Genomic DNA, 24,507 nt, shown 5'->3' with positions numbered 1-24,507 from the left:
GAGTAGTCGTTAGACGGAAAGGAACGGAAATGTCGATGACTGGAATAGCGCTCGGTTCTTGTAATTGCGAATCGGCCAAGCTCTTTGGCTCGACAAGGGCTCGTCAGTAGTTGATGGAGCCCAATGTGCCATGTGGACCTTGATGTTATTTCAGATGCGTTTGCAGAAATTGGATCATATCGTCCAGAGTGTCCGGTGCATCATCATCAAAACAGTTGCCTAGATATTCGTTGCAGCCATTATCGAGAAAAGCATGATTTTTGTCTGCGTACTCTTTGAATAGTACTGCTTGCCCCGCCGTTTCCAGATGATCTGCAAACTTCTTAACGGCTGCTGGCGGTGTCGTTGTATCCATACTGCCGACGTGAGCAAATGTTGCGGGTAGCTTTCGGTCCTGTACATCAGGTATCAGATGAATTGGCGATACGGCCTGGTAGAGCTCGGGATGTGTGGCGACGCTAATATCGTTACCGAAAATGCTACGCGCTTTGGCGCCGCCCATTTGCCAAAAGCCGTTACCCGGAGACTCCAGACCTTCGCGGACTCGCTTTTCAAGATCAAACACACCGTAGCTCAGTACCGCCGCTTTTATCGGGCTCTGCTCCCGGTTTGCGATCTGTTCCGGTGTTTTTCCGGCGGGGATATAGGTAGGCCGGAATGAGAGGTTACCCGGGCCGAAAGGTCTACTGCTCAGATTAGTCGCAGCGAGCACGACCATGGCGCTCAAGTGGCCACCGGCGCTATCGCCGGTAACGGCAATACGGCCCGGATCACCGCCATACTTGGAAATATGCTCTTCTACCCACAGAAATCCGCCGAGCGCGTCCTCAATAATTTCGCCCATGGTTGTGGTGTTCTGGTTATCACCGAGCAGTCGGTAGTTCATGTTGGCGACCACAAACTCGCCATTTCGTGCGAGGTATCTGGCAGTGGATTCCATGATGCTGTTGTCGTTAATCAGCCAGCCGCCGCCGTGATAGATGATCACAACCGGATACCGTTGGCGGCCGGTGTTAGGTACATAAATGTCGGTGGTGAGGGTCTTGGCGCCGGCCTTTGCCCACGGGATATCCCGGTATTCGAGCTGGGGGCTCGTTATCTGCTCCGGCGTTGATTCGGCCGAAGCCGAGGTTGTGTAGCCTGCGAGTAGGAATAGCAGAGTGACGAGGGCAGAGCGAAGGGCGCTAGGTGAGCTTTTGAGGAGCATGGGTGGCCTCACATGTTGTGGTGAGGCCACTCTACGGGGCATTTCGAGTGAATGCCAGACGGGCTGTCGTTTAGCCGGCTTCGGCAGTACAGGTGCGCTCTTCGGCGCTTGCGGAGGTCGCTGAAGCCCTGGCGAGCCGGCGGCCGTATGCGGCAAGCAGGAACCCGATCGGGAACATGATGACGCCGTAGATGGCCGAGGGTACCGACATCTCATTGGATTGCAGCAGGGTGAGTGTCACCATCAATCCGAGTGTGCCGTTTTTGATACCCAGCTCGGTGGCGACCGCAAGGCGTTCGCGGCTTCCCAGGCCGGCAGCGCGGGTGCAGAGCAGGCCAATAGCGATACCCAGAATATTCAGGGCGACGGTAGCGGGGCCGGCCTGGATCAGCAGGTCGATAACGCGGTCGCGCATGCCGTAAATGATCCCGGCGATCAGCAACGCCAGCACCAGTCCACCAAATACACTCACCAGACCCTCAGCCCGCGCTGCCAGTTTCGGGCGCAGGGCTTTCAATCCCATGCCGATGGCGACCGGCAGCAGAACGATGGCGGAGAGCATCAACACGGTTTTGCCGAAGGGCAGGGTGATCTCCTGCTGGGTACCTGAGAACGCCTGCAGTGCGTAGTTGGCGAACAGGGGCAGGCTCATGATGGTGATCAGGCTGGCAGATACGGTGAGGACAATGGATAGAGCGACATTGCCCTTGGCCAGCAAGGTAAACAGGTTGGAGGTGGTACCCCCTGGGCAGGCGGCAATAATCACCAGCCCCACCGCCATGGCCGGCGGCAGCTGTAGCGCCCATGCCAGTGCAAAGGCGACCAGCGGCATGACGACAATCTGGGTGATGGTGCCGATGATCAGTCCGGCGGGCTTGACCGTGACCTGGTGAAAGTCCCGGGCGGAGAGGGTCATACCAATGCCGACCATGATGATAAACAGGGACAGGGGGAGGCCGATCGAGATAAGCGGGCTGGATTCCATGGGAAGCTCCGGATTTTTTATTTGCTCTTATTGGTATAGCCCAAAGTGCCGGAGCTTCCATTGCTTGGCAAGTTTTCTGAGGACATGGGTGCCGCACCGGGGAGGTGGCCGTGGCAACCGTCGCCTCGAGTAAGGCGTTGAAAATAAAACTGGGCAGTCTACCCCGCTGTGTTATAGTGCCGCGGCTGGCGTAACTGCCAGTTGCGTCATCTGTAGGCCGGATCGATTTTCGGCTCAATTCCGGAACACTGTTCTTAATCGTGTCTCTGAACCCATTTCTACTGAATGCCGCACCCAGCCGTTTGAGTAAATTCGGCTAACGCCTTTGGCGGCTACCAATCTCACTCCGTGGAACATCGGCCCTGCTAGGTAAGAGGGTGCGGCGGTTTGAGCATTTCTATTTTTGCCCGGAGCAACTGGCTCGGGCGCTACGCGAGCCGGCGTGATTGTTCCGCAGGCTGCTCTCAAGTAAGAAAATCTATGCTTTTTGAAGATCTCGGCCTTGTGCCGGAAATTGCCCGCGCCGTTGCGGAGCAGGGCTATACCAAACCCACCCCGATCCAGGAGCAGGCCATCCCTGTGGTGATGCGTGGTGGTGATGTGATGGCGGCGGCCCAGACGGGTACCGGTAAGACGGCCGGTTTTACCCTGCCGCTGCTGCACAAACTGAGCGCCGGTGAGCGTGCGCGCAACAACCAGGTGCGCGCCCTGGTGCTGACCCCTACCCGCGAACTGGCGGCGCAGGTGTTCGACAACGTACAGAGCTACAGCCAGTACCTGCCCATGCGTCACTCGGTGGTGTTTGGCGGGGTGAAGATCAACCCGCAGATGATGCGCCTGCGCGGTGGTGCGGACATTCTTGTCGCCACTCCGGGCCGTCTGCTGGACCTGTATAACCAGCGCGCGATCAAGTTCGACCAATTGGAAACCCTGGTGCTGGACGAAGCCGACCGCATGCTGGACATGGGCTTTATCCACGACATCAAGAAAATCCTGAAGGTACTGCCGGCCAAGCGTCAGAATCTACTGTTCTCAGCGACCTTCTCTCCGGAAATCCGCAGCCTGGCCAAGGGCCTGGTGAATGACCCGGTAGAAATCGACGTGGCGCCGCGCAACAGCACTACCAAGACCGTGCACCAGAAGCTGCACCCTGTGGATAAGTCCCGCAAGGCATCTCTGCTGTGTCACCTGATCAAGGAAAATGGCTGGCATCAGGCGCTGGTGTTCAGCCGTACCAAGCACGGTGCCAACCGTCTGGCCAAACAGCTGGAACAGAGCCGGATTCCGGCGGCAGCGATTCACGGCAATAAAAGCCAGAATGCGCGCACCAAGGCCCTGGCCGACTTTAAAGCCGGCAAGGTGCAGATTCTGGTGGCCACCGATATCGCCGCTCGCGGTATTGATATCGACCAACTGCCGCAGGTAGTGAACTTCGATCTGCCGAACGTGCCGGAAGATTACGTGCACCGCATTGGTCGTACCGGCCGTGCCGGTGCTTCCGGCCAGGCGGTGTCTCTGGTTTCAGCGGATGAAGCCAAGCAGCTGTGGGATATCGAAAAGCTGATCCAGAAGCCGATCGAGCGGGAAGAGATTGAAGGCTTTGAGCCGGATCACCAACTGCCGGCCTCCGGTGGCAAAGCGGGCAAAGGTAATCAGGTGCGTCGTGGTGGCGCCAAGCCGGCAGCGAGAAGTGGCGGCGGCAATAAAAGCGGTAACCGCAGCGGCAATGGCGGCCGCGGCGCCGCTTCTGGTAGTCGCTCCGGCGGTGCTGGCCGTGGTGAGGGCCGACGCGGTGATGGAAACCGTAGCGATGGAAATCGCAGTGACGGTAACCGCAGCGAAGGAAACCGTGGCAATGGCAACCGCCGCAACGGCAATGGCGGTAACCGCAGCCGGTCCGCGTCCGATAACGGTAATGGCAACAACAGTAGTAACAACAATGGCAACCGCGGTCGTCGCCCCCAGCGTCGCACGGAATCTGCGTAACACCACGATTTTCGCTTGCGCCAGCCGGTGTTCAACAACTGACGCCGGCGCGCTGTAAAATCGATCCGATACTGGCGACGACGGCCTGGCATTTTTCCGCATTCAATGCATCTATATGAGGTGCGGAAAAGGCGCCTTTGTCGTTGTCGAAATATTTCCCTGAGGCGCCCTCGAACTCACTGGAGAGGGCCGCACGGACAAGGATGTTCGCCCCTATCTGAATATCATTACCCGCCTGCCCGAATCCCTCTTTCACCATTTTGGTGGCGAGTAGGGAACCTGGATTCACCGCGACTATCAATGGGCCCTGACCCCCGTTCCGTCGAGCCTGGTGTGCGCTCCACATGGTCAGTGCCAGCTTGCTCTGGGCGTAAGCGTTAAAGGCGTCGGCGATAGGGCGCTGCCCTTCCAGTGCCTGGAGATCGACCGGTGACTGCGCGGCCGATGACAGGTTCACCACGCGCGCTTCCTCTGTGAGGGTTGACATCAATAACCGGGTAAGCAAAAAAGGCGCGAACGTATTTACTGCGAAACGGATATCGAGATTATCTGCAGTGCGTGTTTCCGCTGCCTGAAAGACACCCGCATTGTTAATGATGACGTCAATGGTGGCATGATCCCTGGCTACCGCTCGCGCGAAGGTTTTCACCTCTTTCAGTACCGATAAATCAGCGAGGTAACTATCAGCGGGGTCGAGGGGGGCGTCGCGATTCGCTGATGCCGTTTCATCGCTTCCCGCGATGGTATCCCGCACGGCGGCCAGCTTGGTGGCGCTACGACCGTGCAATAGAACCCGGTGCCCCTTGGCATACAGTGCTCGCGCCGTTGCCAGTCCGAGGCCATCGGTGGCTCCGGTGATAAGGATGGTTTTTTTGTTCGGATTCATGGGGCCTCCATTTGTGTTCACCGGTACACGGGCCTTACGCTTGATTATTCACGCGCAACGATCACTCAATACGGTATCGTCCGTTGGAGTTGATATAGAGCACCGTTTGACTGTCAGTTTTGATTCGGTGTTTGCCGTTCCCGTTCGAGCTGAAAAAGCTGCTTGGTGATAAAGCAGTCTTTGATTTCTCACTATTCCACTGATAGGTGGCATCACCACTCACCACGACGGCTTTAAGGCCTCGGTGACTTTCGATAGCACCGTTAAACCCTGCAGGTAATTTGACAAAGCTGCCATTGGCAGCCTCCGTTCTGCCCCAGAGGTAGGCCACCTGAGCATTGCCATTATCCAGCCAGGAAATATCGTTTGCGTCCAGCCAAACCAGGTTGCGTTCATCGATATTGATGGGGCGCTCGCCATTATCGAATGCTTTCTCCGCTGGCTGTACGAGATACGGACCGCTGTCGATTTCCAGGTAAATCAGATTGCTCTGCCCCTTGGCAGCGGTGATGTGTGTTTCACCCGCAGGCTGAGTCCAGAAAGAACCGGTTGAAAGCCACATCTTCTCGGCACCTGGGTCGTCATTGTGCATTTGCCCCTCGATTACCACGCCACGGTAACTGATGTTGTGGATATGCGGCGGCGAAGAGAAGCCTTTTTCGAATTTCACCAGCATACCGGTTGCCATATTTTTGGTGCGGTCCCCCCACAGGTCAGCGGCTTTGGGGCTGGCATCCCCTCTGAGCGGGTTTAGCAGGCCCCATTGGATACTGTCGGTGGCAATCACTTTGTGACTGTCTGCAACGCTCGGCAAAGCAAACAGGCTTACCGCGAGAGCTACAGCGGTTAATGCAAATTTTTTCATTTGGTTTTTCTCCCGATCATGAATAGCGCCCCGCCTTCGGAAGGGCGCTGAGACCTCGCGTGGGCTTGCGGGGTAGATCAATTTTCTACCACAACCTTGCCGACAGCTTTGCCCTGGGTGAGGTGATCCTGAGCGCGGCCGATGTCTTCCAGGCTAAAGTAGGTGTCATCCACTAAGGGTTTCAGTGCGCCGGTATCAATAATTTCTGCCAGCTCTTTCAGGATGGCGCCGTGGGTTTCCCGCTGCACGTTGTGCAGCATGGGGATCAGCATAAATACCACATGCAGTGATAATCCCTTGAAATGGGCCGGGCTCAGGTCCAGGTCGAGCAGTGCGACGGTGGTGGCGATTTCACCGTTGAGCGCTGCGGCCTCAAAGGAATTTGTCAGGTTCGTACCACCCACGGAGTCGAACACGATATCGAAGCCGGTCCCGCCGGTGTGTTTTTCCACATAGTCAGCGACCTTCTCTTTCTTGAAGTCGATGGCGGTGGCTCCGTACCCTTGGATAATCTCTAATTGCTCGCCGTGGCCGGTGGCGTATGTATCGGCACCGAAGTGTTGCGCCAGCTGGACTGCGACGTGGCCGACACCACCAGCACCGCCGTGGACCAGTACGCGTTTGCCTGCCTGTGCGCCGGCCCGTGTTAAGCCTTCGAAGGCGGTGATGCCAACCAGGGGGAGCGCAGCCGCTTCACGCATGGAGAGGGTTTTGGGTTTGTGCGCGACCAGGCGCGCGTCAGCCAACATGAACTCGGCGAGGCTGCCCTGCAGGTCTGCCAGCCCGCCGGCACAACCGTAGACTTCATCGCCGGGCTGGAAATCTCCGACACCTTCACCCACCTCTTCCACTGTGCCCGCAAAGTCCATGCCGAGGACTGCGGGCAGATCCGGTGACAGGGGTAGCTCCTTGCCCATCTGGCGGATCATGGTGTCGACAGTGTTTACGCTGGAGGCGGCGACGCGTACCAGCAGGTGGCCGGGTTTGACGTCCGGGCGCGGTAAGTCGGTGGCGTGAAAACTTGCGTTTGCGCCGTACTCATTGAGGATCATGGCTTTCATGGTGTACTCCTGTCGATGCCGGGACGCTGGATGAGCGGTCTCCACAGCAAATGGCTATTGAACGAAATCCGTCGAATAGCTCTACGATAGGCGTTTTATTTTTCGATAAAAACGGCCTAAATCGGAGTTCACTATTTGGTTTTTCTATATAAATGGCTTTGTAGCCAGATGGGTCGCTGGCCGATCCGGTCGAGCAGGAAGTCGATAAACACCCGGACCTTGGCGGTCAGGGCGTTGGATTGAGGGTAGACAAGCCACAGCGCCGCACGGGTTTCGGCCTGGTAGTCCGGGAGTACCTGGACCAGGGAGCCGGCATCCAGGTCCCGTTTGACACTCCATAGAGCGTTCAGGGAAATACCGGCGCCGGCGATGGTAGCAATGCGCTGGCTGGCGCCGTCGTCCATGGTCAGGCGCGAGCCAGCGGCACGGGGGGCGAACTCACCGCGGCGGCCATCTTCGGCGACAAGGGGCGTGGCCGCGAGTCCGCGAAAGGCGATCAGCTGGTGCTGATTCAGGGCCTCGGGGGTTTCTGGTATCCCGTAGCGGTCGAGGTATTCGGGGGACGCGCACAGCACCAGTACATCGTCCGCAAGCTTACGCCCTTTCAGGCTGCTGTCTGGCAGTGCCGCGTAGCGCAGTGCCAGATCAAAGCTCCCCTCGATCAGGTCGAACTCCATATCCGTGAGTCGCAGGTCCAGATGGATCTTGGGGTGGCGCTGCATAAATTCCGGCAGGATCGGCGCAATGTAAAGTTGCGCAAACGTACTCGGCGCGGTGAAGCGCAGGGTACCGGTGGCTTCGAGGTTGCCTTTACCGAGGGCTGCAAAAGCGGCGCTTTCCTGAGCGAGAATTTCGCGGGCAAAGGGCAGGAATTCGGCCCCCTCCAGAGAGAGGGCCACCTTGCGTGTCGAACGGTGCAACAAATCTGCCCCAAGGGACTTTTCCAGCTTGGCCAGTTTGGCGCTGGCCACTGCCGGTGCCATACCCAGCTCGCGCCCGGCGGCGCTGATATTCAGCATTTCTGCGGCCCGTACAAACAGGCGTATGGCTTCGGTATCCATCGGCAAGATTCATCTACTGTGAAATAAACGCGGCCGTTTGCCGCCGCGTTTGTGGAGCAATGGTTTCCGAATCAGTTTTTCTGGCTGTCGAAATAATCCAGCGCCAGCTGGGTAATCGCTTTGGTGCCGATGGCCAGTGCACTTTCATCCACATAAAAACGCGGTGAATGGTTGCTGGCGGCGGTGGCCGGGTCGGTGCCCTTCGGGGTGACGCCGAGGAAGTAGTAAAAACCCGGTACTTCATTGGCGAAGAAGGAAAAGTCCTCGGCGCCGGTAATTTTCGGGATCACCATGACCTTGTCATCACCGGCTGCCGCTTTCAGTACGGGGATGGCCGCTTCGGTGAGCTCGGGGTTGTTCACGGTTACCGGGTAGCCTTCGAGAATTTCCACTTCCGCTTCTGCGCCGCTGCTCTCGGCGATTTTCTCTGCGGTCACCTTGAGGCGTTTGAAAATTTCCTGGCGGTTGTCCATATCGAAATTGCGGATGGTGCCGTTCAGGTAGACGCTGTCGGGGATGATGTTATTGCGCACACCGCCGTCGATCACGCCGTAGGAAACCACCGCCGGCTCCTTGGTGATGTCGATCTGGCGGCTTACCAAGGTCTGGGTGCCCATCACGATCTGCGCCGCGGCGGTGATCGGGTCCACGCCTCCCCAGGGACGGGAGCCGTGGGTCTGGCGGCCTTTTACGTTGATACGAAATTCATCGGAACTCGCCATCAGCGGGCCGGAGCGGTAACCGATCACGCCCACCGGCAGGCTAGAGGTCACGTGCTGGCCAAACGCCACGTCCGGTTTGTATTTCTTGAACAGGCCTTCCTTCAGCATCAGTTCCGCACCGCCTTCCTCGCCATCCGGCGCGCCTTCTTCTGCGGGCTGGAAGATAAACAGCACATTGCCGGCCAGCTCATCGCGCATATCTGCCAGTACCTGGGCGGCGCCCATCAACATGGCGACGTGGGTGTCGTGGCCACAGGCGTGCATCACGCCCACTTCCTCACCGTTGTACTCGGTCTTGGCCTTGGAGGCGAAGGGAATATCCACCTGCTCGGTCACCGGCAATGCATCCATATCCGCGCGCAGCGCCACCGTGGGGCCGGGCTTGCCACCCTTGAGCAGAGCGACTACGCCGGTGTGGGCGATGCCGGTTTCCACTTCCATACCGAGGGCTTTCAGGTGCTCGGTGATGTACTTGGCGGTTTCGAATTCGCGGTTGCCGAGCTCCGGGTTCTGGTGCAGGTGGCGACGCCACTCGATGACCTTGGCTTCGGTCTGCTTCAGCTGTTTGTCCAGATCGGCGGCGTGTGCCGCAGGCACAAGGGCGAAGGCCGGGGAGAGGGATACGGCGAGTGCGAGGAGTGTCTTTTTGATCGGATTATTATTCACACGGATTTCCTGTGTTGCAGTGCATGGCCAACAATTAGGTAACCATGCGCTGCAGCAAGAATCAATCCTGATCGCCGAAGGCGGCTGTGACGGTTGCGCCGGGCAAAAAAAACCGCGCTCGGGGGCGCGGTTTCGGGAAGTCAGGAGGAGGTTGGGATTTACATATTGAAGTAAGTCGCCGCGCCCGGTCCCACCGGCATACCGGCCACAAACACCCACAGGAAGAACAGGGCGGTCCAGCCGATAAAGAAGAAAATGGAGTAGGGGATCATGGTGGAGATCAGCGTACCCATGCCCAGGTCTTTCTTGTAGCGGGTGGCGAAAGACACGATCAGGCCGAAGTAGCTCATCATCGGCGTGATGATATTGGTCACGGAGTCGCCGATCCGGTAGGCCGCCTGGATCACTTCCGGGGCATAGCCCAGCAGCATCAGCATCGGCACAAAGATCGGCGCGGTCACCGCCCACTGGGCCGACGCGCTGCCCAGGCTCAGGTTTACCACGCCACACATCATGATAAAGAACAGGAACAGAATCGGGCCGGTGAGGCCAATGCTCTGCAGCGCCTCGGCACCCAGCACCGCAAAGATGGTGCCCAGGTTGGTCATCTTGAAGAAGGCCACGAACTGCGCGGCGAAGAACACCAGCACGATGTACATGCCCATGGTGCCCATGCTCTTGGACATGGCGTCGATCACGTCGCGATCGTTCTTCATGGTGCCCACGGTCTTGCCGTAGACGAAGCCCGGGATCGCAAAGAACACCACGATCAGTGCCACGATGCCCTTCAGGAAGGGGGAGCCGGCCACGGCGCCAGTCTCCTGGTTACGCAGCACGCCCCACTCGGGAACGATGGTGAGTGCCAGCAAACCGCACACGCCCAGTACCGCGAGGCCAGCGAACTTCAGGCCGCGTTTTTCCTCGGCGGTCAGCTGGGTCATTTTGTCCTGGGACAGGTCCACGGAGGCTTCGCTGTTGTCGTATTTACCCAGTTTGGGCTCGACGATCGCCATGGTCACCCAGCTGCCCAGGGCGGTGATCAGGAAGGTACTGACGATCATGAAGTACCAGTTCACTTCCGGGCCAACTACATAGTTGGGGTCGATCATATGCGCGGCGGATTCGGTGATACCGGACAGCAGCGGGTCCACGGTGCCCAGCAACAGGTTGGCGCTGTAGCCACCGGAGACACCGGCAAAGGCCGCGGCCAGACCGGCCAGCGGGTGACGGCCGAGGGAGTGGAAGATCATCGCCGCCAGCGGGATCAGTACCACATAGCCCAGCTCAGACGCGGTATTGGAGATGATGCCGGCGAACACCACGATAATGGTGACGGTGCGCTTGGAGGCCTTCAGTACCATGCCGCGCACGGCGGCAGACAGCAGCCCGGAGTGTTCCGCAATGCCCACACCCAGCAGGGCCACCAGTACCGTGCCCAGCGGCGCAAAGCCGGTAAAGTTGGTGACCAGTGTTGTGACGATGGTTCTCAGTCCCTCGCCGGAGAGCAGGTTCACCACGTGGATCACCCCGTCTGCGGAGCGGCCCGCGGCGCCTTCCGGGCGCGGATCGATCACCGAGAGATCGAAGAAAGAGGCGATGCCGCTCAACACCACCACGCCCAGGGCGAACATGGCGAACAGGGTGATGGGGTGAGGGAGCAGGTTGCCCAGCCACTCGACCGTATCGAGGAAGCGGGTAAACGCGGTTTTCTTACCAGGCCCGGCAGGCTGGATGTCACTCGAGGAAGTGGATGTCGTCATTATTTCTCCTGTGGCTCGCCTGCCGGCTAAAAAATGATCAAATGGCGCGCAATCATACATGAAAAATGACAGCGATGCCTTTTGGCGCAGCGATACCGGTTTTTATTCTCTGGTTATGCAATTTTCGGGCAATGTTCCGCCCAATTGTCGGTTTATTAAAGGATATGCTGCCAGTTAATTGGCACACAATGCAATGTTTGTCAGGGACTGGCAGGGCTGAGTAGAACGGGGCAGTGCGATACGGCGGGCGCGGGCACCGGCGGTGCCCGCGTAATGGTATGGTCAGAATTTGTAGCCGAGACCGACGGAATACACCCAGGGGTCGATATCCACATCGGTGGTGATGCGGGTGTTGTAGCCCTGGTTGGTGCGGAAGTCGATTTTCGCCTTGGTATCGATGTCCAGATACCAGACGGCCGCGTTAAACAGCCAGTTGCTGTCGCGGCCGAACATGATGTCGATCCCCAGCTCGCCGGCCAGGCCCCAGGAATCGTCCAGTTTCAATTGGGCGTTGCTGCTGGCGTCGAGTACGTCCTCAAAGTATTCCTGGGCGACGTTGCTGATGTCCTCGTCCATAAAGGTGGTGAAATTCACACCGATACCCACATAGGGCTGCACCCAGGATTCCTTGCACACCGGGAACCACTGTACGGTGAGGGTGGGGGGAAGGTGCTCGATGCTGCCGAGATCGACTTTGCCCAGCAGGCCACCGTTTGGATCCGGCAGGCCAGCCACCGCGAGGTCGTGCTCAAATGGCAGGGCCGCCAGCAGCCCCAGAGCGAAGTGGTCGGCGAACAGCCAGCTGGCGGTAAAGGTTGCGCTGTCTCCATCGTCTACATAGACACGGGTATCGTCCAGGTAGATGCTATTGTCGATGCGCAGCAGGTCGGAGTCGTCATCCGGATCCACAAGGCCCCAGCCTATGCGGACAACAACGTCCCCCTGTTCATAATCCGCCAGGCAGTGATTGGCGCTCAGAGAGGCCGCTATTAGGGCGGCGGCGAGGCTGAGAGTTTTCATGAGGTCGCTCCTTGAACTACATGGCGTTGCAAAACATCGGGTTCCCGCAACACTCTGAGTCTAGACGGGCGTTGGTTTACGCAACCTTTTTGCGTCTTATCCGGTGCCAGCCTGTCAAAGGTTCCGTCTCCCGGTGCGCGCAGGGTTGTTAGAAGCGTGGCCTGGCGCAATAATGTGATCACAAATTCGGATCTCCGGCGTAATTTAGGTGAAGAGATGAAAATTGGTGTTCTGAAGACGGATGATGTGCGGCCACAGTTGGTGGATGAGTTTGGGGAGTACCCGGAGATGTTTGCGGCGCTGCTGCAGCGGGAGGATCCGTCTCTGGAGTTTGTGACCTATGAGGTGCAGCACGGGCAGTATCCGCAAGATATTGATGAGGTGGATGCCTATCTGATGACGGGCAGTAAAACTGGTGTCTACGATGATCAGCCGTGGATTGCGCCGTTGATGGCGTTTGTGCAGGAGCTGCACCGCCGGGAGAAGCCGACCCTGGGGATCTGTTTTGGCCACCAGCTGATTGCGCAGGCGCTGGGTGGCGAGGCGCGCAAGTCGGAGAAGGGCTGGGGTGTGGGTGTGCACAGTTATGAGGTGCAGGAGACGCCGGGCTGGATGTTGGAGCCGCAGGAGAACTTCAGTCTGTTGGTGAGCCATCAGGATCAGGTGGTGGCGTTGCCGCCGAAGACGAAGGTGATTGCGTCCAGTGATTTCTGTCCTTATGCGATGCTGCAGGTGGGTGAGCACATGCTTACGATGCAGGCGCACCCGGAGTTTACCAAGCCGTATTCGAAGGGCCTGATGGAGTTGCGGCAGGAGGTGTTCGGGGCGGATATGGTGGAGAAGGGTAAAGAGTCCTTGCACAACGATATCCATGCGAGTGCGGTGGCGCGCTGGATGCTGGCTTTTTTGAAGAGTGCTTCGTAGTCTCGGGCGAAAGATGCTATTTGAGTCCGGTGGCGGTGCCGCTACCGGGTACGGCCTTGCAAGACACGCCGTGAACCCATCCATGGGGGCTCTTCCGCGAGGTGGCCCGGCCGCTCCATGTATTCACGGCGCCTTCGGCCCCTCTCGCGGAAGGTTTCACAAACCTGTACCCGGCATCGCCCTCTTCGCATCTGACGCTGTGCTTCGTTAGCGATAGTGCTTTATTTCCACTTTATATTGCAGCCGATAGACGGCGTCTGATCTTCACTCGGTTTCTCGCCGGTTAGAACTTTATCCACAGCTTCCATTAAATCCTTTCCATTCACTGGCTCATCATTTCCCGGTCGACTGCCATCAAACTGGCCGCGATACGCCAGCTTTCCTTCCTGATCGAACAGAAAAAAGTCCGGGGTGCAGGCCGCGTCAAAGGCTTTGGCGATGGATTGATCCTCATCCACTAGATAGGCAAACGGGTATCCCCGCAGTGCAATTTCCTCGCGCATTTTTTCAGGGCTGTCTTCCGGGTAGCTGGTGAAGTCGTTGCTGTTGATGGCGACGATACCGAGGCCTTTGGGCATGGTCTGGTTGGCGAAGGCGGTGAGGGCGTCGGCAATATGTTTTACGAAGGGGCAGTGGTTGCAGATAAACATGACCAGTAGCGGTTTGCCGGCGTAGTCGGTGCTGCTGACGGTTTTGCCTTCCGCGTCGGGGAGGGTGAAGGCGGGCATGTTGGTGCCCAAAGGAATCATGGTGGAGGGAGTGAGGGCCATGGGGTGTTCCTTGCGGGTTCTATGGTGGCAGTTCCGCCGAGTGTACGGGGTTCAGAGGGCGAATGCAGCGGTGCGGGGCGCGGCGAGAGAACTACGTCAATTGACGCATACCGCCCCCGGGGGATTCTTGTTTTGATTGTCCTCAAATCCAACCAGTGACTTTGTGGCAGCGATTTGCCGTGCCACGCGACCTTTGATGAATCAGCTCGTTATTCCCGCTATTGCCAACACTCCCGACGCTACCAGTGCGACCCGCTGGCAGGCGGATCTGGAGTTGCGTTTTGAGCGCACGGTGCGGGGCTGTCGGTTGGCGCGGAATTACCACCGCGGGCCTTTGTATGTGCAGAAGCCGTTCTTTCCCGAGGGGCGGGATCTGGCCCATGTGTATCTGTTGCATCCGCCCGGGGGGCTGGTTTCCGGGGATCAGTTGGATATTCGGGTGGCGGTGGATGAAGGGGCGCAGGCGCTGGTGACGACGACCGGAGCGGGGCGGGTTTACCGGGCGCGGCCGGATGCGTTGCTGCAGTGTCAGAACACGTTTTTGCGGGTGGCGCGCGATGCCAGCCTGGAGTGGTTGCCGCTGGAGAATATTGCCTACCCCGGTGCCAATGGTGCCATGACCATGCGGGTGGATCTGGAGGCCGGGGCGCGGTTTGCCGGTTGGGAGGTGACCTCGCTGGGGTTGCCCGCCTGTGATGAGGATTTCAGCGGTGGCCGGTTGTTGCAGCGGCTGGAAATTTTCCGTGAAGGAAAACCGCTGCTGGTGGAGTCCCTGCGACTCGGTATCGCCTCTGGGGGCAATGGTGAGGACGGCAATATTTTACAGGCCGCGGCGGGGCTGCGGAGTTTTCCGGTGAACGGACTACTTGTGATGGGGCCGTTTACAAACGCCTTCTCCGAAGAGCTACTGGAGGATTGCCGTGCGCTGGTGGCGGATGCAGAAAAACGCTGTATCGGCGGCGTTACGCTGGTGGCCAATATGTTTGTGGTGCGGGTGCTCGGCCACTGTGCGTTTGAAGTGCGCGGGCTGCTGACCAAGCTCTGGGAAATTGTTCGCCCGGAACTGCTCGACCGGCCGGCCTGCGCGCCGCGTATCTGGCGCACGTGAATAACGAATCGCAGATTGTATTAAAAAGGTTTACCCATGGAATTGCTGCCGAGAGAAAAAGACAAGCTGCTGGTGTTTACCGCCGCGCTTTTGGCCGAGAGGCGCCTGGCGCGGGGCTTGAAGCTCAATTACCCGGAAGCGGTCGCGCTGATCACCATGGAAATTATCGAGGGCGCGCGGGATGGTAAAAGTGTTGCGGAACTGATGGGTTATGGCCGCGAAATTTTGAATGCCGACCAGGTGATGGATGGCGTGGCAGAGCTGATCCATGAGGTGCAGGTTGAGGCCACTTTTCCCGACGGCACCAAACTGGTGACCGTGCACAACCCCATCAGCTAAAGCGGAGACACGTTTATGATTCCCGGAGAAATCCAGGTCGCCGCAGACAGGGGCGATATTGAACTCAATCCCGGCCGTGAAACCCGCACCCTGCGGGTGGAAAACACCGGCGACCGCCCAGTGCAGGTGGGCTCCCACTATCATTTTTTTGAAGTGAATCCGGCGCTGCGTTTCGAGCGCGAACAGGCCCGAGGTTTTCACCTGAATATTGCCTCCGGCACCGCGGTGCGCTTCGAGCCTGGGCAGGGGCGCGAGGTGGAATTAGTGGCGTACGCGGGCGCGCGTGTGGTCTTTGGATTTCGCGGTGAAGTCATGGGACCGCTCGACGGCGAGGGAGCGGAAAAAGTATGAGCCGGAAGGATCGAGCCCATATGGACCGAGAGAGCTATGCGCAGATGTTTGGTCCCACCACCGGCGATCGTGTGCGCCTGGCGGACACCGAGCTGTGGTTGCAGGTAGAAAAAGATTTCACCCGCTACGGGGACGAAGTGAAATTCGGCGGCGGCAAGGTAATCCGCGATGGCATGGGCCAGAGCCAGCGCCCGTCTACGGAAACACCGGATCTGGTGATTACCAATGCGCTGATTCTCGATCACTGGGGCGTGGTCAAGGCCGATGTGGCGGTAAAGGACGGGCGTATTTCCGGCGTCGGCAAGGCGGGTAACCCCGATGTGCAGGAAGGGGTGGAAATTATTATCGGCCCGGGCACGGAGATTATTGCCGGTGAAGGTTCCATTCTTACCGCCGGTGCCATCGACGCGCATATTCATTTTATCTGTCCGCAGCAGGTAGAAGAGGCGCTGATGTCCGGCGTCACCACCATGATCGGCGGTGGCACCGGCCCGGCTACCGGTACCAACGCAACCACCTGCACACCGGGGCCGTGGAATATCGGCAAGATGCTGCAGGCCACCGACAGCCTGCCGATGAACTTTGGTTTTCTCGGCAAGGGCAATGCAAGTCTGCCGGAAGCGATCGAGGAACAACTGGAAGCCGGCGCCTGTGGCCTGAAACTGCACGAAGACTGGGGCACCACACCGGCATCCATCGACTGCTGCCTGACGGTGGCAGAAAAATACGATGTGCAGGTGGCTATTCATACGGACACCCTGAATGAATCCGGCTTTGTGGATGACACCTTGGGGGCCTTTAAAGGCCGCGCCATTCACACCTATCACACCGAAGGTGCCGGTGGCGGTCACGCGCCGGATATTATCAAGGCCTGTGCCTCGTCGAATGTATTGCCGTCGTCCACCAATCCCACGCGCCCTTACACCATCAATACCGTGGACGAGCATCTGGATATGCTGATGGTGTGCCACCACCTGGACACCAGTATTCCGGAAGACATTGCCTTTGCGGATTCCCGTATCCGCAAGGAAACCATCGCCGCGGAAGACCTGTTTCACGATCTCGGCGCCTTCAGCATGATCGCGTCCGATTCCCAGGCCATGGGACGGGTAGGGGAGGTGGTTACCCGCACCTGGCAGACAGCGCACAAAATGAAAGTGCAGCGCGGCACATTGGCCGAGGACAGCAGTGGTGATACTGCCGGTGCGGATAATTTTCGCGCGCGCCGTTATATCGCCAAGTACACCATCAACCCGGCCATTACCCACGGAATCGCCCACGAAGTGGGCTCTATCGAAGTGGGGAAACTTGCGGACCTGGTGCTGTGGAAGCCGGCCTTTTTCGGCATCAAACCGTCGCTGATCTTAAAGGGCGGCATGATTGCCGCCGCGCCCATGGGCGACCCGAATGCCTCGATTCCCACACCGCAGCCAGTGCACTACCGCCCCATGTTCGGTGCCCTCGGCATTGCCGCCGCAAAAACATCGCTGACCTTTGTGTCCCAGGCCGCCATGCAAAACAAGGTGGCGGAACAGCTAGGGCTATTGCGAACCCTCGCCCCCTGTAAAAACACCCGCACCATCAGCAAAAAAGACATGATCCTGAACGACTGGCAACCCGATGTCAGCGTCGATCCGCAGACCTACGAAGTGCGCGCTGATGGCGAGCTGCTCACCTGTGAGCCCGCCACCGAGTTACCGCTGGCACAGCGCTATTGTTTGTTTTGAATACCTGTTTTGATTGCTGTTGTTGTTTAGAAGAATAGGAGTAGACCGTGGCCCTGGAAATCTTTCAACGCCTCGGCGTCAAACCCGAGTTGAGCGCGGATTACCACGTAACCCTGGATCACCTGCAACGGGACCGCGGTCGTCTGCGCGTTTTTGCGAATGATGGCACCGAGGTTCGGATCTTTCTCGAACGCGGCAAGCCACTACTGGTTGGTGAAATTCTGCAAAGTGAATGTGGAAAAATCATCAAAGTGGTCGGCGCAGAAGAACCCGTGACCACCGCCCGCTGCGACGACTGGGTGACCTTCTCTCGCGCCTGCTATCATCTGGGCAACCGCCACGTAAAACTGCAGACTTCGGACAGCGCGGAAGATCGCTGGTTGCGCATTACTCCGGATCACGTACTGGAAGAAATGCTGGAATTACTGGGCCTGACGCTGACCCGAGAGCAGGCCGTACTTGTCCCCGAGTCCGGCGCCTACAGCGGCGGTCACAGTCATTCACACAGCCATTCGCACGGCCATGAAGAGAGCGGCCACGGACATCATCACCACCACGGCGAGCAGCATGAGCATCACCACCACTGATGCCGCCCTGCTGCGACTGCTGCAACTCTCCAGTGCCAGCCTGCCCGTGGGCGGCTATGCCTTTTCTCAAGGGCTGGAATATGCGGTGGAGGCCGGATGGATAAAAAATCTTGCGGATACGCAAGAGTGGCTGTCATTGCAGTTGGCAGAATCCTTCGCACAGGTGGACTGCCCGCTACTGCTGCGTTGCCATCGAGCCCTACAGGAAAACGATACCCAGCAACTGAATTACTGGAATGACTACAGCCTCGCCAGCAGGGAAACCAAAGAGCTGCGCCTCACCGACACCGCAACCGGTATTGCCCTGATGCGTCTGCTTTCTCAGCTGGACATTGAAACCCCGACGCTTGAAGGCGACAGCAGCTTTATCGCCGCCTTCGCCATCGCCGCCCACCACTGGCAGCTTAATGAAGAGGCCGCGGTGTTGGGGTTGGTCTGGTCCTGGCTGGAAAATCAGGTGGCCGCCGCCACCAAACTGGTGCCCCTGGGGCAGACCCAGGCCCAGCACTTGATCGGTGACATCCAGCAGCAGGTTCCGGCCGCCATCGCGCGGGCGCAAGCTATTCAGGATTTCGAAATCGGCGCAGGCCTGCCCGCACTCGCCATCGCCAGCGCCCGTCACGAAACCCAATACAGCCGGCTGTTCCGCTCTTAGGCGGAAGCCCCAAGAATTTTTTCAGAAACTCTTGCTGATAAAAATTTGTTGAATATAGAGGGAAACAAAAGAATGAGTACCGCAAAAAAACAGACCCTCCGAGTTGGTATCGGCGGCCCCGTCGGCTCCGGTAAAACCGCACTGCTGCGCGAACTCTGCGCCGCCATGCGCGACCACTACCATATCGCCGTCGTTACCAACGACATCTATACCCAGGAAGACGCCCAGTTCCTGACCCGCCACGAAGCGTTGGAAGCCGACCGCATCCTCGGCGTAGAAACCGGCGGCTGCCCCCACACCGCCATTCGCGAAGACGCCTCCATGAACCTCGCCGCCATCGACGAACTCATCGCCCGCCACGGCGAACTGGACGTCGTATTCGTAGAGAGCGGCGGCGACAACCTCAGCGCCACCTTCAGCCCCGAACTCTCCGACCTCACCATCTACGTCATCGACGTCTCCGCCGGCGACAAAATCCCCAGAAAAGGCGGCCCCGGCATCACCCGCTCCGACCTCCTGATCATCAACAAAATCGACCTCGCCCCACTGGTCGGCGCCTCCCTAGAAGTCATGGACCGCGACGCCAAAAAAATGCGCGGCGACCGCCCTTTCGTGTTCTCCAATTTGAAAGTACAGAAGGGCCTCAAGGACATCATCCAGTTCATCGTGCGCGAAGGCATGCTAGAAGAAAAAGCCATACCCGCAATCGCGTAAATTGATTACCAGAAAAGACCAGAAATAGAGACCATTATGAAACTGAAAAAACTAGCACTCGCACTGACCGCTTTACTCGCCACAACCCTAAGCCTGTTCTCCCAAGCCCACGAAGGCCACGCCCCGGCAGGCGTTGTACACGAATTACATCACATGCTGTGGGTGGTAATGGCGCTTGCAGTGAGTGCAGTAGCAGTATTCCTGATCCGGAATCACGGAAAGAAAAAAGAAAGTACAGAAGACTAATCGGCTACGTAGCAAGATATCCGATGAGAAGGGCGGGTGCCGGGTAAGGGTGTTCAGGAGCGTCGGCAACAGGGATGTTGCCGACGCAGCCTACAGGGACGTATTCACAGGGGGGCGCCTAGCTCGGTCCTGAACACCCTTACCCGGTGCCCGGCCGCCACTAAACGAAAAAAGAACGTATACCTCAGGAGTCCGGATTCAGTGCTCGAATCGCAATCCCCGCCGCAGCGGTCCGATTCTCAACCCCGAGCTTCGAAAAAACCCCCTCAAGATGTTTGTTCACCGTCCGAGGGCTGACATCAAGAATTTCACCAATCTCCCGATTCGTCTTCCCATTCCCAATCCAGAACAAAACCTCCGACTCCCGCCGAGTCAGTCCTAACTTTTCGCGAAGAACCTCCTCCCCAGCAGGCCCCCCATCATCCACCAATTTCAACAGACATGTCTGCGCATCCCGCCGCTCAACAAACACCACCGCCAGCGAACTCTGCAAACCCTCGAGCTTCAACTTGTGCCCCGCTCCCGGAGCGCGCGACAACCAAACCTGCAACGCCGCCCTCATCTTCCGCTGCTGTTGAGACTCCAACGCCCCCGCACTACTCAACAACGCATAGGTCTGCGGTGTAGCCCACTGCATTTGCCCCGACCCATCCACCGTAAACAGAAACTGCCCCGTAGAATCCAGAGCCTGATGGGCGCTCGACGTCAGACGCGCATTACTCAAATGCACCTTCATCCGCGCCAGCAGCTCACTGGGCTGAATCGGCTTGGTCAGATAGTCCACCCCACCGCTTTCCAGCCCGCGCACAATATCCGCCGAATCCGTCAGCCCCGTCATAAAAATAACCGGGATTGAAGCCAGCGCCGGATCGGCTTTCAGTAACCGGCAGGTCTCAAACCCATCCAGCCCCGGCATCACCGCATCCAACAGAATCATATCCGGGCGCAGGCGGCGGGCAATATTCAGTGCCTGGCTGCCATCCAGCGCCACCAGCACATCGATCCCCGCCTGTTCCAGGGTATCGTTAATCAGACTCAGGGTATCCGGGGAATCGTCCACCACCAGCACAATATCGCCCGTCTGAGAATCCATCCTGTTTCCCTGGGCGCTTGCTGATTGGGACTCGTCGCAAATCGTCATGGGTATTCCTTGCATTCAAGCGCTTCGCTCAATTGTTCGAAGCGCATGGTGTCTGCCAGCTGGCGAAATTTTTCGATGCGGTGTACGGGCACAACCGACTCGCTGGCCAACCGGTCCAGGGTGCGGTGCACACCGCTGCGATAGCCGATGCGGGAGTAGGCCAGCAGCTCTGCCAGTAGCGGGTGCTCCGGTAGTGGCCGTTCGTCGTCGTTTGCAGTGCGCGCCGGGTTGTTGGTGCTCTTCGGCGTATCGTCGTAGCGCCACTCCAGCTGCAGCAGTCCCGCGATGGTGTCGAACAGTTTCTGATTGACCAGGGGCTTCACCAGGTAGGCATCGTGGTGGGCGAGGGGTTTGTCACCGGGTTTCAGGTGGCGCTCCTTGGCGTCGGCGGAGAGCATCACAATGGGGGCATTGATTCCGAGTTCGCGCAGTTTTTCCGCCAGGGTCAGACCGTCCATACCGGGCATGGTGACATCCAGTAAAAACAGATCCGGCCGCTGCCGCTGTACCAGTGCCAGGCAGTCTTCCGCACTCTGCGCCTCCATCAGGGAGAACCCCATGGGTGTGAGCAGATCGCCGATCAGGCCGCGGTGAATGGGCTCGTCATCGACCACCATGACACTGCGGCGTGGGCCGTTATACCCGGTGATCTGGCGGGCCGGCGCCTCGACGCGCTGCTGCGAATCCACCCAGGACAACAGCAGGGAAACCGTAAACCGGCTGCCTTCACCGGGGGTGCTCTCCATTCGCAATTCGCCGCCCATGATCTCCGCCAGCAGGTAGGCAATGGTGAGACCGAGGCCGGTGCCGGTCACTGCGGGCGTCGCGCCATGGCGCACCCGTTCGAAGGGTTTCAGGATCCGCGCCTGGTCTTCCGGGTCGATGCCGACACCGGTATCGGCAATGGTGAACTCCGCTACCTGGTTGCGATAGCGAATATGGAAATCCACCTGGCCCTCACGGGTGTACTTGATCGCGTTCGACAGCAGGTTGATCAGTATCTGGCGCAGGCGTTTTTCATCGGCAATCACGGTGGAGGGCAGCGGGCTGTGGATATGACAGTGCAGCTGTATGCCCTTGGCTTCCGCCTGGGGGCGGAACATGTCGACCATTTGCTCAAGCAGTTCTGGCAAGCGCACATGGTTGCGATAAATATCCAGGCGGCCGGCCTCGATCTTGGAAATGTCCAGCAGGCCTTCAATTAGATCCGTCAGATATTCGCCGCTGCGCTTGATGATACGCAGGCCGTTGCGATGTTTTTCCGGAATATCCGGTTGCTGGTTCAGCAGCTGTGCATAACCGAGGATGGATTGTAATGGCGTGCGCAGTTCGTGGCTGATACCGGACAGATAGCGGCTCTTGGCACTGTTGGCACTCTCCGCTTCCTCCTTGGCATGTTGCAGGGCGCGGTCGGTTTCCTTGTGCGCTTCGATTTCGTTCAGTAACAGGCGGGTCTGGCGGTTGGATTCCATCTGCGCCACCACCCGGCTGTCGTGGGTGAGCAGGAACAGCCAGCCCAGTACACCGGCGATCAGCACCAGTATCACAAACAGGGTCCACAGGGTCTGCTGTAAAAGCTCCGCTTCTGCGGGTGTGGCCGGTGTCATCTGTCCGTAGATCAGTGACAGTATGCCGGCAATACAGGCACCGGCGCCGAGCAGTAATCCACTAAACCGTCCCAGGCGCGAGTCCACGCCGTTGACCACCCGCTCCGGGACCAGCATTTTCAGCAGGTTAAGCATCTGCTGGGAGAAGTGGGCTTCCGGTTTGCAGGCGTCCAGGCAGCGGGAATCCAGCGAGCAACACAGGGAGCAGATGGGTCCCTGATAGGCGGGGCAGTGGCTCATATCCGGTGCTTCGAAATCCTTTTCACAGATGCAGCAGGTCTTGGCGGTTTGAATGGTATCGACGGCCGCGGTGTCGTCGCCATTCAATGAGTTGCGGCGGCGCGCCAGATAAAAATGTCCGCGGGTCACAATGCCCAACAGTGGCACCGCGACAAAACAGATCGCCAGGCTGATAAAGCTGGCAAAGTTTTTTGCCCCGTCGCCAAAGTGCCCCAGATAACACAGGATGCCGATAATCGACGCCAGCAACATGGAGCCCACACCCACCGGGTTGAAGTCGTACAGGTGTGAGCGTTTGAATTCCACATAAGAGGGGCTGATCCCCAGCGGTTTGTTGATCATCAGGTCCGCCGCCAGGCAGCCCAGCCAGCTGATCGCCACCAGTGAAAATATTCCAAGCACACCTTCAAGCGCGCGATAAATTCCCAGCTCCATCAGAATCAGCGCGATGCTCACATTGAATACCAGCCACACCACCCGCCCGGGGTGGCTGCGGGTCAGCCGCGAGAAGAAATTCGACCAGGCAATGGAGCCCGCATAGGCGTTGGTCACATTGATCTTCATCTGTGAGATCACCACCATCACCCCGGCCAGAATCAGCGCCATGGTGGGAGACTGGGTGAGGTAGTTGAACACCATCTGATACATATACACCGGGTCCGCCGCCTGCACTGCTGAGGCGCCGCGGGTGATGGCGAGATAGGCGAGGAAGGAGCCAAACAGCATCTTGATCAGCCCGATCAGAATCCACCCGGGCCCCGCGAGAGTCAGCCAGAACCACCAGCGTGCGCGATTCTCGTGGGTCTTCTCCGGCATAAACCGCAGGTAATCCACCTGCTCACCGATCTGCGCCACCATGGCAAAAAACACCCCGCTGGCCGCACCAAACAGCATCCAGTTGAACTCGGCCCCCTGTGGATTGTGCTGCGGGGCGTACTGGGTCCAGTCCTGCACGCGGGAGATTTCAAACCAGGCGGCGATGCCCAGGGCCAGGCATTGCAGCAGTAGCCACAGGGGCTGGGTACCAATCTGGAATTTACTCACCGCGCGGATGCCGTGGGTCACGATGGGAATGACCGCGACCGCGCACAGGATGTAGCCGATCGCCGGTGGTATCCCCAGTAGGGCGTGCAGTGCGGAGGTGAGAATGGCGGCTTCGATGGCGAAGAAGATAAACGTGAAGCTGGCGTAGATCAGTGAGGTGATGGTGGAGCCGAGGTAGCCGAAGCCGGCGCCGCGGGTGAGCAGATCGATATCCAGGCCGTGTTTGGCGGCATAGTAGCTGATGGGGAAGCCGGTAATAAAGATCACGGCGGCCACGGCGAGCATGGCGGCGACGGTGTTGATAAAGCCGTAGTTGAGGGTGACGGAGGCGGCGATGGCTTCTAACGCGAGGAAGGCGGTGGCGCCGAGGGCGGTTTTGGCTACCTGTTCGATGGTAAAGCGGCGCCCGCGCACGGCGGTAAAGCGCAGTGCGAAGTCTTCGAGTGTTTCGTCTCCTACCCACTTGTTGTAGGTCCGCCGTACGCGGAATACCTGTTGTGCGGGTCGCATGGCCTGTTGTTCGTTGTCGTTATCGTTGCCCGTAAATATTCCAACCACCGGGTATCGCCTGTTACTGCTTGGTTCTCGTCATATTCTTTCTTTGCTTGCAACAAGAATACCGGAATTGCTTCTGTGCTCGCTGCATGAATTGTGGGAAATAGTTCAATACGCAGGTACCGATACCGGGTAAAGCCTTGCGAGACCTTCAAAAACAGGATGTTTTTGCAGAGCCCCCAGGGATGGGTTTACGGCGTGTCTCGCAAGGCTTTACCCGGTATCGGTACCGCCACTGAACCAGGTCCGGATCCGGCACCTTTAGTGTACGTCCATCCCT

General features: G+C 58.5%; 22 protein-coding genes. 10 read left to right on the top strand and 12 right to left on the bottom strand.

Annotated features, from left to right (window positions below; translation table 11 throughout):
* Window positions 1-145: 145 nt before the first annotated feature.
* Window positions 146-1,207: an alpha/beta hydrolase gene (locus tag AU11_RS10860; RefSeq protein ID WP_051687182.1), complete on the bottom strand. Its 1,062-nt coding sequence runs from the start codon at window positions 1,205-1,207 to the stop codon at window positions 146-148.
* Between the two features lie 70 nt (window positions 1,208-1,277).
* A complete protein-coding gene (locus AU11_RS10855) occupies window positions 1,278-2,192 on the bottom strand; it encodes a bile acid:sodium symporter family protein (RefSeq protein ID WP_043319340.1) in 915 nt (304 codons plus the stop codon).
* 480 nt (window positions 2,193-2,672) lie between these two features.
* Between AU11_RS10855 and AU11_RS10850 the strand changes: the two genes are divergently transcribed.
* On the top strand, window positions 2,673-4,178 hold the full coding sequence (locus AU11_RS10850) for a DEAD/DEAH box helicase (RefSeq protein WP_043319339.1): 1,506 nt from the start codon (window positions 2,673-2,675) through the stop codon (window positions 4,176-4,178).
* 31 nt (window positions 4,179-4,209) lie between these two features.
* Here AU11_RS10850 and AU11_RS10845 read toward each other — a convergent pair whose 3' ends face one another.
* The 7 genes from AU11_RS10845 to AU11_RS10815 all read right to left on the bottom strand — a co-directional run bounded on the left by AU11_RS10845 (window position 4,210) and on the right by AU11_RS10815 (window position 12,219).
* Window positions 4,210-5,064 (bottom strand): SDR family NAD(P)-dependent oxidoreductase, encoded by an 855-nt coding sequence (locus AU11_RS10845; RefSeq protein WP_043319337.1) that lies wholly within the window; start codon window positions 5,062-5,064, stop codon window positions 4,210-4,212.
* 61 nt (window positions 5,065-5,125) lie between these two features.
* The gene (locus AU11_RS10840; protein WP_043319335.1) at window positions 5,126-5,929 is read right to left on the bottom strand and encodes a DUF4437 domain-containing protein; all 804 of its coding nucleotides are present in this window, start codon (window positions 5,927-5,929) and stop codon (window positions 5,126-5,128) included.
* A 77-nt stretch (window positions 5,930-6,006) separates the two neighbouring features.
* Complete coding sequence (locus AU11_RS10835; RefSeq protein WP_043319333.1) at window positions 6,007-6,990, bottom strand: zinc-dependent alcohol dehydrogenase family protein; 984 nt, start codon at window positions 6,988-6,990, stop codon at window positions 6,007-6,009.
* A 131-nt stretch (window positions 6,991-7,121) separates the two neighbouring features.
* A complete protein-coding gene (locus AU11_RS10830; RefSeq protein ID WP_043319331.1) occupies window positions 7,122-8,051 on the bottom strand; it encodes a LysR family transcriptional regulator in 930 nt (309 codons plus the stop codon).
* A 71-nt stretch (window positions 8,052-8,122) separates the two neighbouring features.
* Complete coding sequence (locus tag AU11_RS10825; protein WP_231491852.1) at window positions 8,123-9,439, bottom strand: M20 family metallopeptidase; 1,317 nt, start codon at window positions 9,437-9,439, stop codon at window positions 8,123-8,125.
* A gap of 158 nt (window positions 9,440-9,597) precedes the next feature.
* A complete protein-coding gene (locus AU11_RS10820) occupies window positions 9,598-11,199 on the bottom strand; it encodes an AbgT family transporter (protein WP_043319329.1) in 1,602 nt (533 codons plus the stop codon).
* 282 nt (window positions 11,200-11,481) lie between these two features.
* On the bottom strand, window positions 11,482-12,219 hold the full coding sequence (locus tag AU11_RS10815) for an OmpW family protein (protein WP_043319328.1): 738 nt from the start codon (window positions 12,217-12,219) through the stop codon (window positions 11,482-11,484).
* Window positions 12,220-12,435: 216 nt separating this feature from the next.
* Here AU11_RS10815 and AU11_RS10810 point away from each other — a divergent pair, with 216 nt between their 5' ends.
* Window positions 12,436-13,143 carry a gamma-glutamyl-gamma-aminobutyrate hydrolase family protein gene (locus tag AU11_RS10810; protein ID WP_043320415.1) on the top strand — a complete coding sequence of 236 codons (708 nt, stop codon included), beginning with the start codon at window positions 12,436-12,438 and terminating at the stop codon, window positions 13,141-13,143.
* A gap of 221 nt (window positions 13,144-13,364) precedes the next feature.
* Here the strand turns inward: AU11_RS10810 and AU11_RS10805 are convergent, their stop codons facing one another.
* The gene (locus tag AU11_RS10805) at window positions 13,365-13,913 is read right to left on the bottom strand and encodes a thioredoxin family protein (protein WP_043319326.1); all 549 of its coding nucleotides are present in this window, start codon (window positions 13,911-13,913) and stop codon (window positions 13,365-13,367) included.
* Window positions 13,914-14,109: 196 nt separating this feature from the next.
* Here AU11_RS10805 and AU11_RS10800 point away from each other — a divergent pair, with 196 nt between their 5' ends.
* The 8 genes from AU11_RS10800 to AU11_RS10765 all read left to right on the top strand — a co-directional run bounded on the left by AU11_RS10800 (window position 14,110) and on the right by AU11_RS10765 (window position 19,640).
* Window positions 14,110-15,021: an urease accessory protein UreD gene (locus AU11_RS10800; protein WP_043319324.1), complete on the top strand. Its 912-nt coding sequence runs from the start codon at window positions 14,110-14,112 to the stop codon at window positions 15,019-15,021.
* Window positions 15,022-15,057: 36 nt separating this feature from the next.
* Window positions 15,058-15,360 carry an urease subunit gamma gene (locus AU11_RS10795; protein WP_043319322.1) on the top strand — a complete coding sequence of 101 codons (303 nt, stop codon included), beginning with the start codon at window positions 15,058-15,060 and terminating at the stop codon, window positions 15,358-15,360.
* Window positions 15,361-15,375: 15 nt separating this feature from the next.
* Window positions 15,376-15,711 (top strand): urease subunit beta, encoded by a 336-nt coding sequence (locus AU11_RS10790; protein ID WP_043319320.1) that lies wholly within the window; start codon window positions 15,376-15,378, stop codon window positions 15,709-15,711.
* The gene (gene ureC / locus AU11_RS10785) at window positions 15,708-17,438 is read left to right on the top strand and encodes an urease subunit alpha (RefSeq protein ID WP_043319318.1); all 1,731 of its coding nucleotides are present in this window, start codon (window positions 15,708-15,710) and stop codon (window positions 17,436-17,438) included. Before AU11_RS10790 ends, ureC begins: the two co-directional genes overlap by 4 nt.
* 47 nt (window positions 17,439-17,485) lie before the next feature.
* On the top strand, window positions 17,486-18,025 hold the full coding sequence (locus AU11_RS10780) for an urease accessory protein UreE (protein WP_197023823.1): 540 nt from the start codon (window positions 17,486-17,488) through the stop codon (window positions 18,023-18,025).
* Complete coding sequence (locus tag AU11_RS10775; RefSeq protein WP_043319317.1) at window positions 18,006-18,680, top strand: urease accessory protein UreF; 675 nt, start codon at window positions 18,006-18,008, stop codon at window positions 18,678-18,680. Before AU11_RS10780 ends, AU11_RS10775 begins: the two co-directional genes overlap by 20 nt.
* 72 nt (window positions 18,681-18,752) lie before the next feature.
* Entirely contained in the window at window positions 18,753-19,394 is a 642-nt protein-coding gene (ureG, locus tag AU11_RS10770) for an urease accessory protein UreG (protein WP_043319316.1), read from the top strand.
* A 36-nt stretch (window positions 19,395-19,430) separates the two neighbouring features.
* Window positions 19,431-19,640, top strand: a complete 210-nt coding sequence (locus AU11_RS10765; RefSeq protein WP_043319315.1) for a hypothetical protein — start codon at window positions 19,431-19,433, stop codon at window positions 19,638-19,640.
* A gap of 184 nt (window positions 19,641-19,824) precedes the next feature.
* Here AU11_RS10765 and AU11_RS10760 read toward each other — a convergent pair whose 3' ends face one another.
* Window positions 19,825-20,733 (bottom strand): response regulator transcription factor, encoded by a 909-nt coding sequence (locus AU11_RS10760; protein WP_043319314.1) that lies wholly within the window; start codon window positions 20,731-20,733, stop codon window positions 19,825-19,827.
* Window positions 20,734-20,777: 44 nt separating this feature from the next.
* Window positions 20,778-24,230 carry an ATP-binding protein gene (locus AU11_RS10755; RefSeq protein ID WP_231491850.1) on the bottom strand — a complete coding sequence of 1,151 codons (3,453 nt, stop codon included), beginning with the start codon at window positions 24,228-24,230 and terminating at the stop codon, window positions 20,778-20,780.
* Window positions 24,231-24,507: the final 277 nt, after the last annotated feature.

The organism is Microbulbifer sp. HZ11 (assembly GCF_000708675.1).
Classification (GTDB): domain Bacteria; phylum Pseudomonadota; class Gammaproteobacteria; order Pseudomonadales; family Cellvibrionaceae; genus Microbulbifer.
The sequence above is the reverse complement of the archived record's forward strand: the minus strand, read 5'-3'. Positions and strand labels throughout refer to the sequence as shown.

Excerpts from the sequence above, each read along its gene's own strand:
- AU11_RS10860 (WP_051687182.1), bottom strand. The coding sequence starts at position 1,207 with ATGCTCCTCAAAAGCTCACCTAGCGCCCTTCGCTCTGCCCTCGTCACT.
- AU11_RS10855 (WP_043319340.1), bottom strand. The coding sequence starts at position 2,192 with ATGGAATCCAGCCCGCTTATCTCGATCGGCCTCCCCCTGTCCCTGTTT.
- AU11_RS10850 (WP_043319339.1), top strand. The coding sequence starts at position 2,673 with ATGCTTTTTGAAGATCTCGGCCTTGTGCCGGAAATTGCCCGCGCCGTT.
- AU11_RS10845 (WP_043319337.1), bottom strand. The coding sequence starts at position 5,064 with ATGAATCCGAACAAAAAAACCATCCTTATCACCGGAGCCACCGATGGC.
- AU11_RS10840 (WP_043319335.1), bottom strand. The coding sequence starts at position 5,929 with ATGAAAAAATTTGCATTAACCGCTGTAGCTCTCGCGGTAAGCCTGTTT.
- AU11_RS10835 (WP_043319333.1), bottom strand. The coding sequence starts at position 6,990 with ATGAAAGCCATGATCCTCAATGAGTACGGCGCAAACGCAAGTTTTCAC.
- AU11_RS10830 (WP_043319331.1), bottom strand. The coding sequence starts at position 8,051 with ATGGATACCGAAGCCATACGCCTGTTTGTACGGGCCGCAGAAATGCTG.
- AU11_RS10820 (WP_043319329.1), bottom strand. The coding sequence starts at position 11,199 with ATGACGACATCCACTTCCTCGAGTGACATCCAGCCTGCCGGGCCTGGT.
- AU11_RS10815 (WP_043319328.1), bottom strand. The coding sequence starts at position 12,219 with ATGAAAACTCTCAGCCTCGCCGCCGCCCTAATAGCGGCCTCTCTGAGC.
- AU11_RS10810 (WP_043320415.1), top strand. The coding sequence starts at position 12,436 with ATGAAAATTGGTGTTCTGAAGACGGATGATGTGCGGCCACAGTTGGTG.
- AU11_RS10805 (WP_043319326.1), bottom strand. The coding sequence starts at position 13,913 with ATGGCCCTCACTCCCTCCACCATGATTCCTTTGGGCACCAACATGCCC.
- AU11_RS10800 (WP_043319324.1), top strand. The coding sequence starts at position 14,110 with ATGAATCAGCTCGTTATTCCCGCTATTGCCAACACTCCCGACGCTACC.
- AU11_RS10795 (WP_043319322.1), top strand. The coding sequence starts at position 15,058 with ATGGAATTGCTGCCGAGAGAAAAAGACAAGCTGCTGGTGTTTACCGCC.
- AU11_RS10790 (WP_043319320.1), top strand. The coding sequence starts at position 15,376 with ATGATTCCCGGAGAAATCCAGGTCGCCGCAGACAGGGGCGATATTGAA.
- ureC (WP_043319318.1), top strand. The coding sequence starts at position 15,708 with ATGAGCCGGAAGGATCGAGCCCATATGGACCGAGAGAGCTATGCGCAG.
- AU11_RS10775 (WP_043319317.1), top strand. The coding sequence starts at position 18,006 with ATGAGCATCACCACCACTGATGCCGCCCTGCTGCGACTGCTGCAACTC.
- ureG (WP_043319316.1), top strand. The coding sequence starts at position 18,753 with ATGAGTACCGCAAAAAAACAGACCCTCCGAGTTGGTATCGGCGGCCCC.
- AU11_RS10765 (WP_043319315.1), top strand. The coding sequence starts at position 19,431 with ATGAAACTGAAAAAACTAGCACTCGCACTGACCGCTTTACTCGCCACA.
- AU11_RS10760 (WP_043319314.1), bottom strand. The coding sequence starts at position 20,733 with ATGGATTCTCAGACGGGCGATATTGTGCTGGTGGTGGACGATTCCCCG.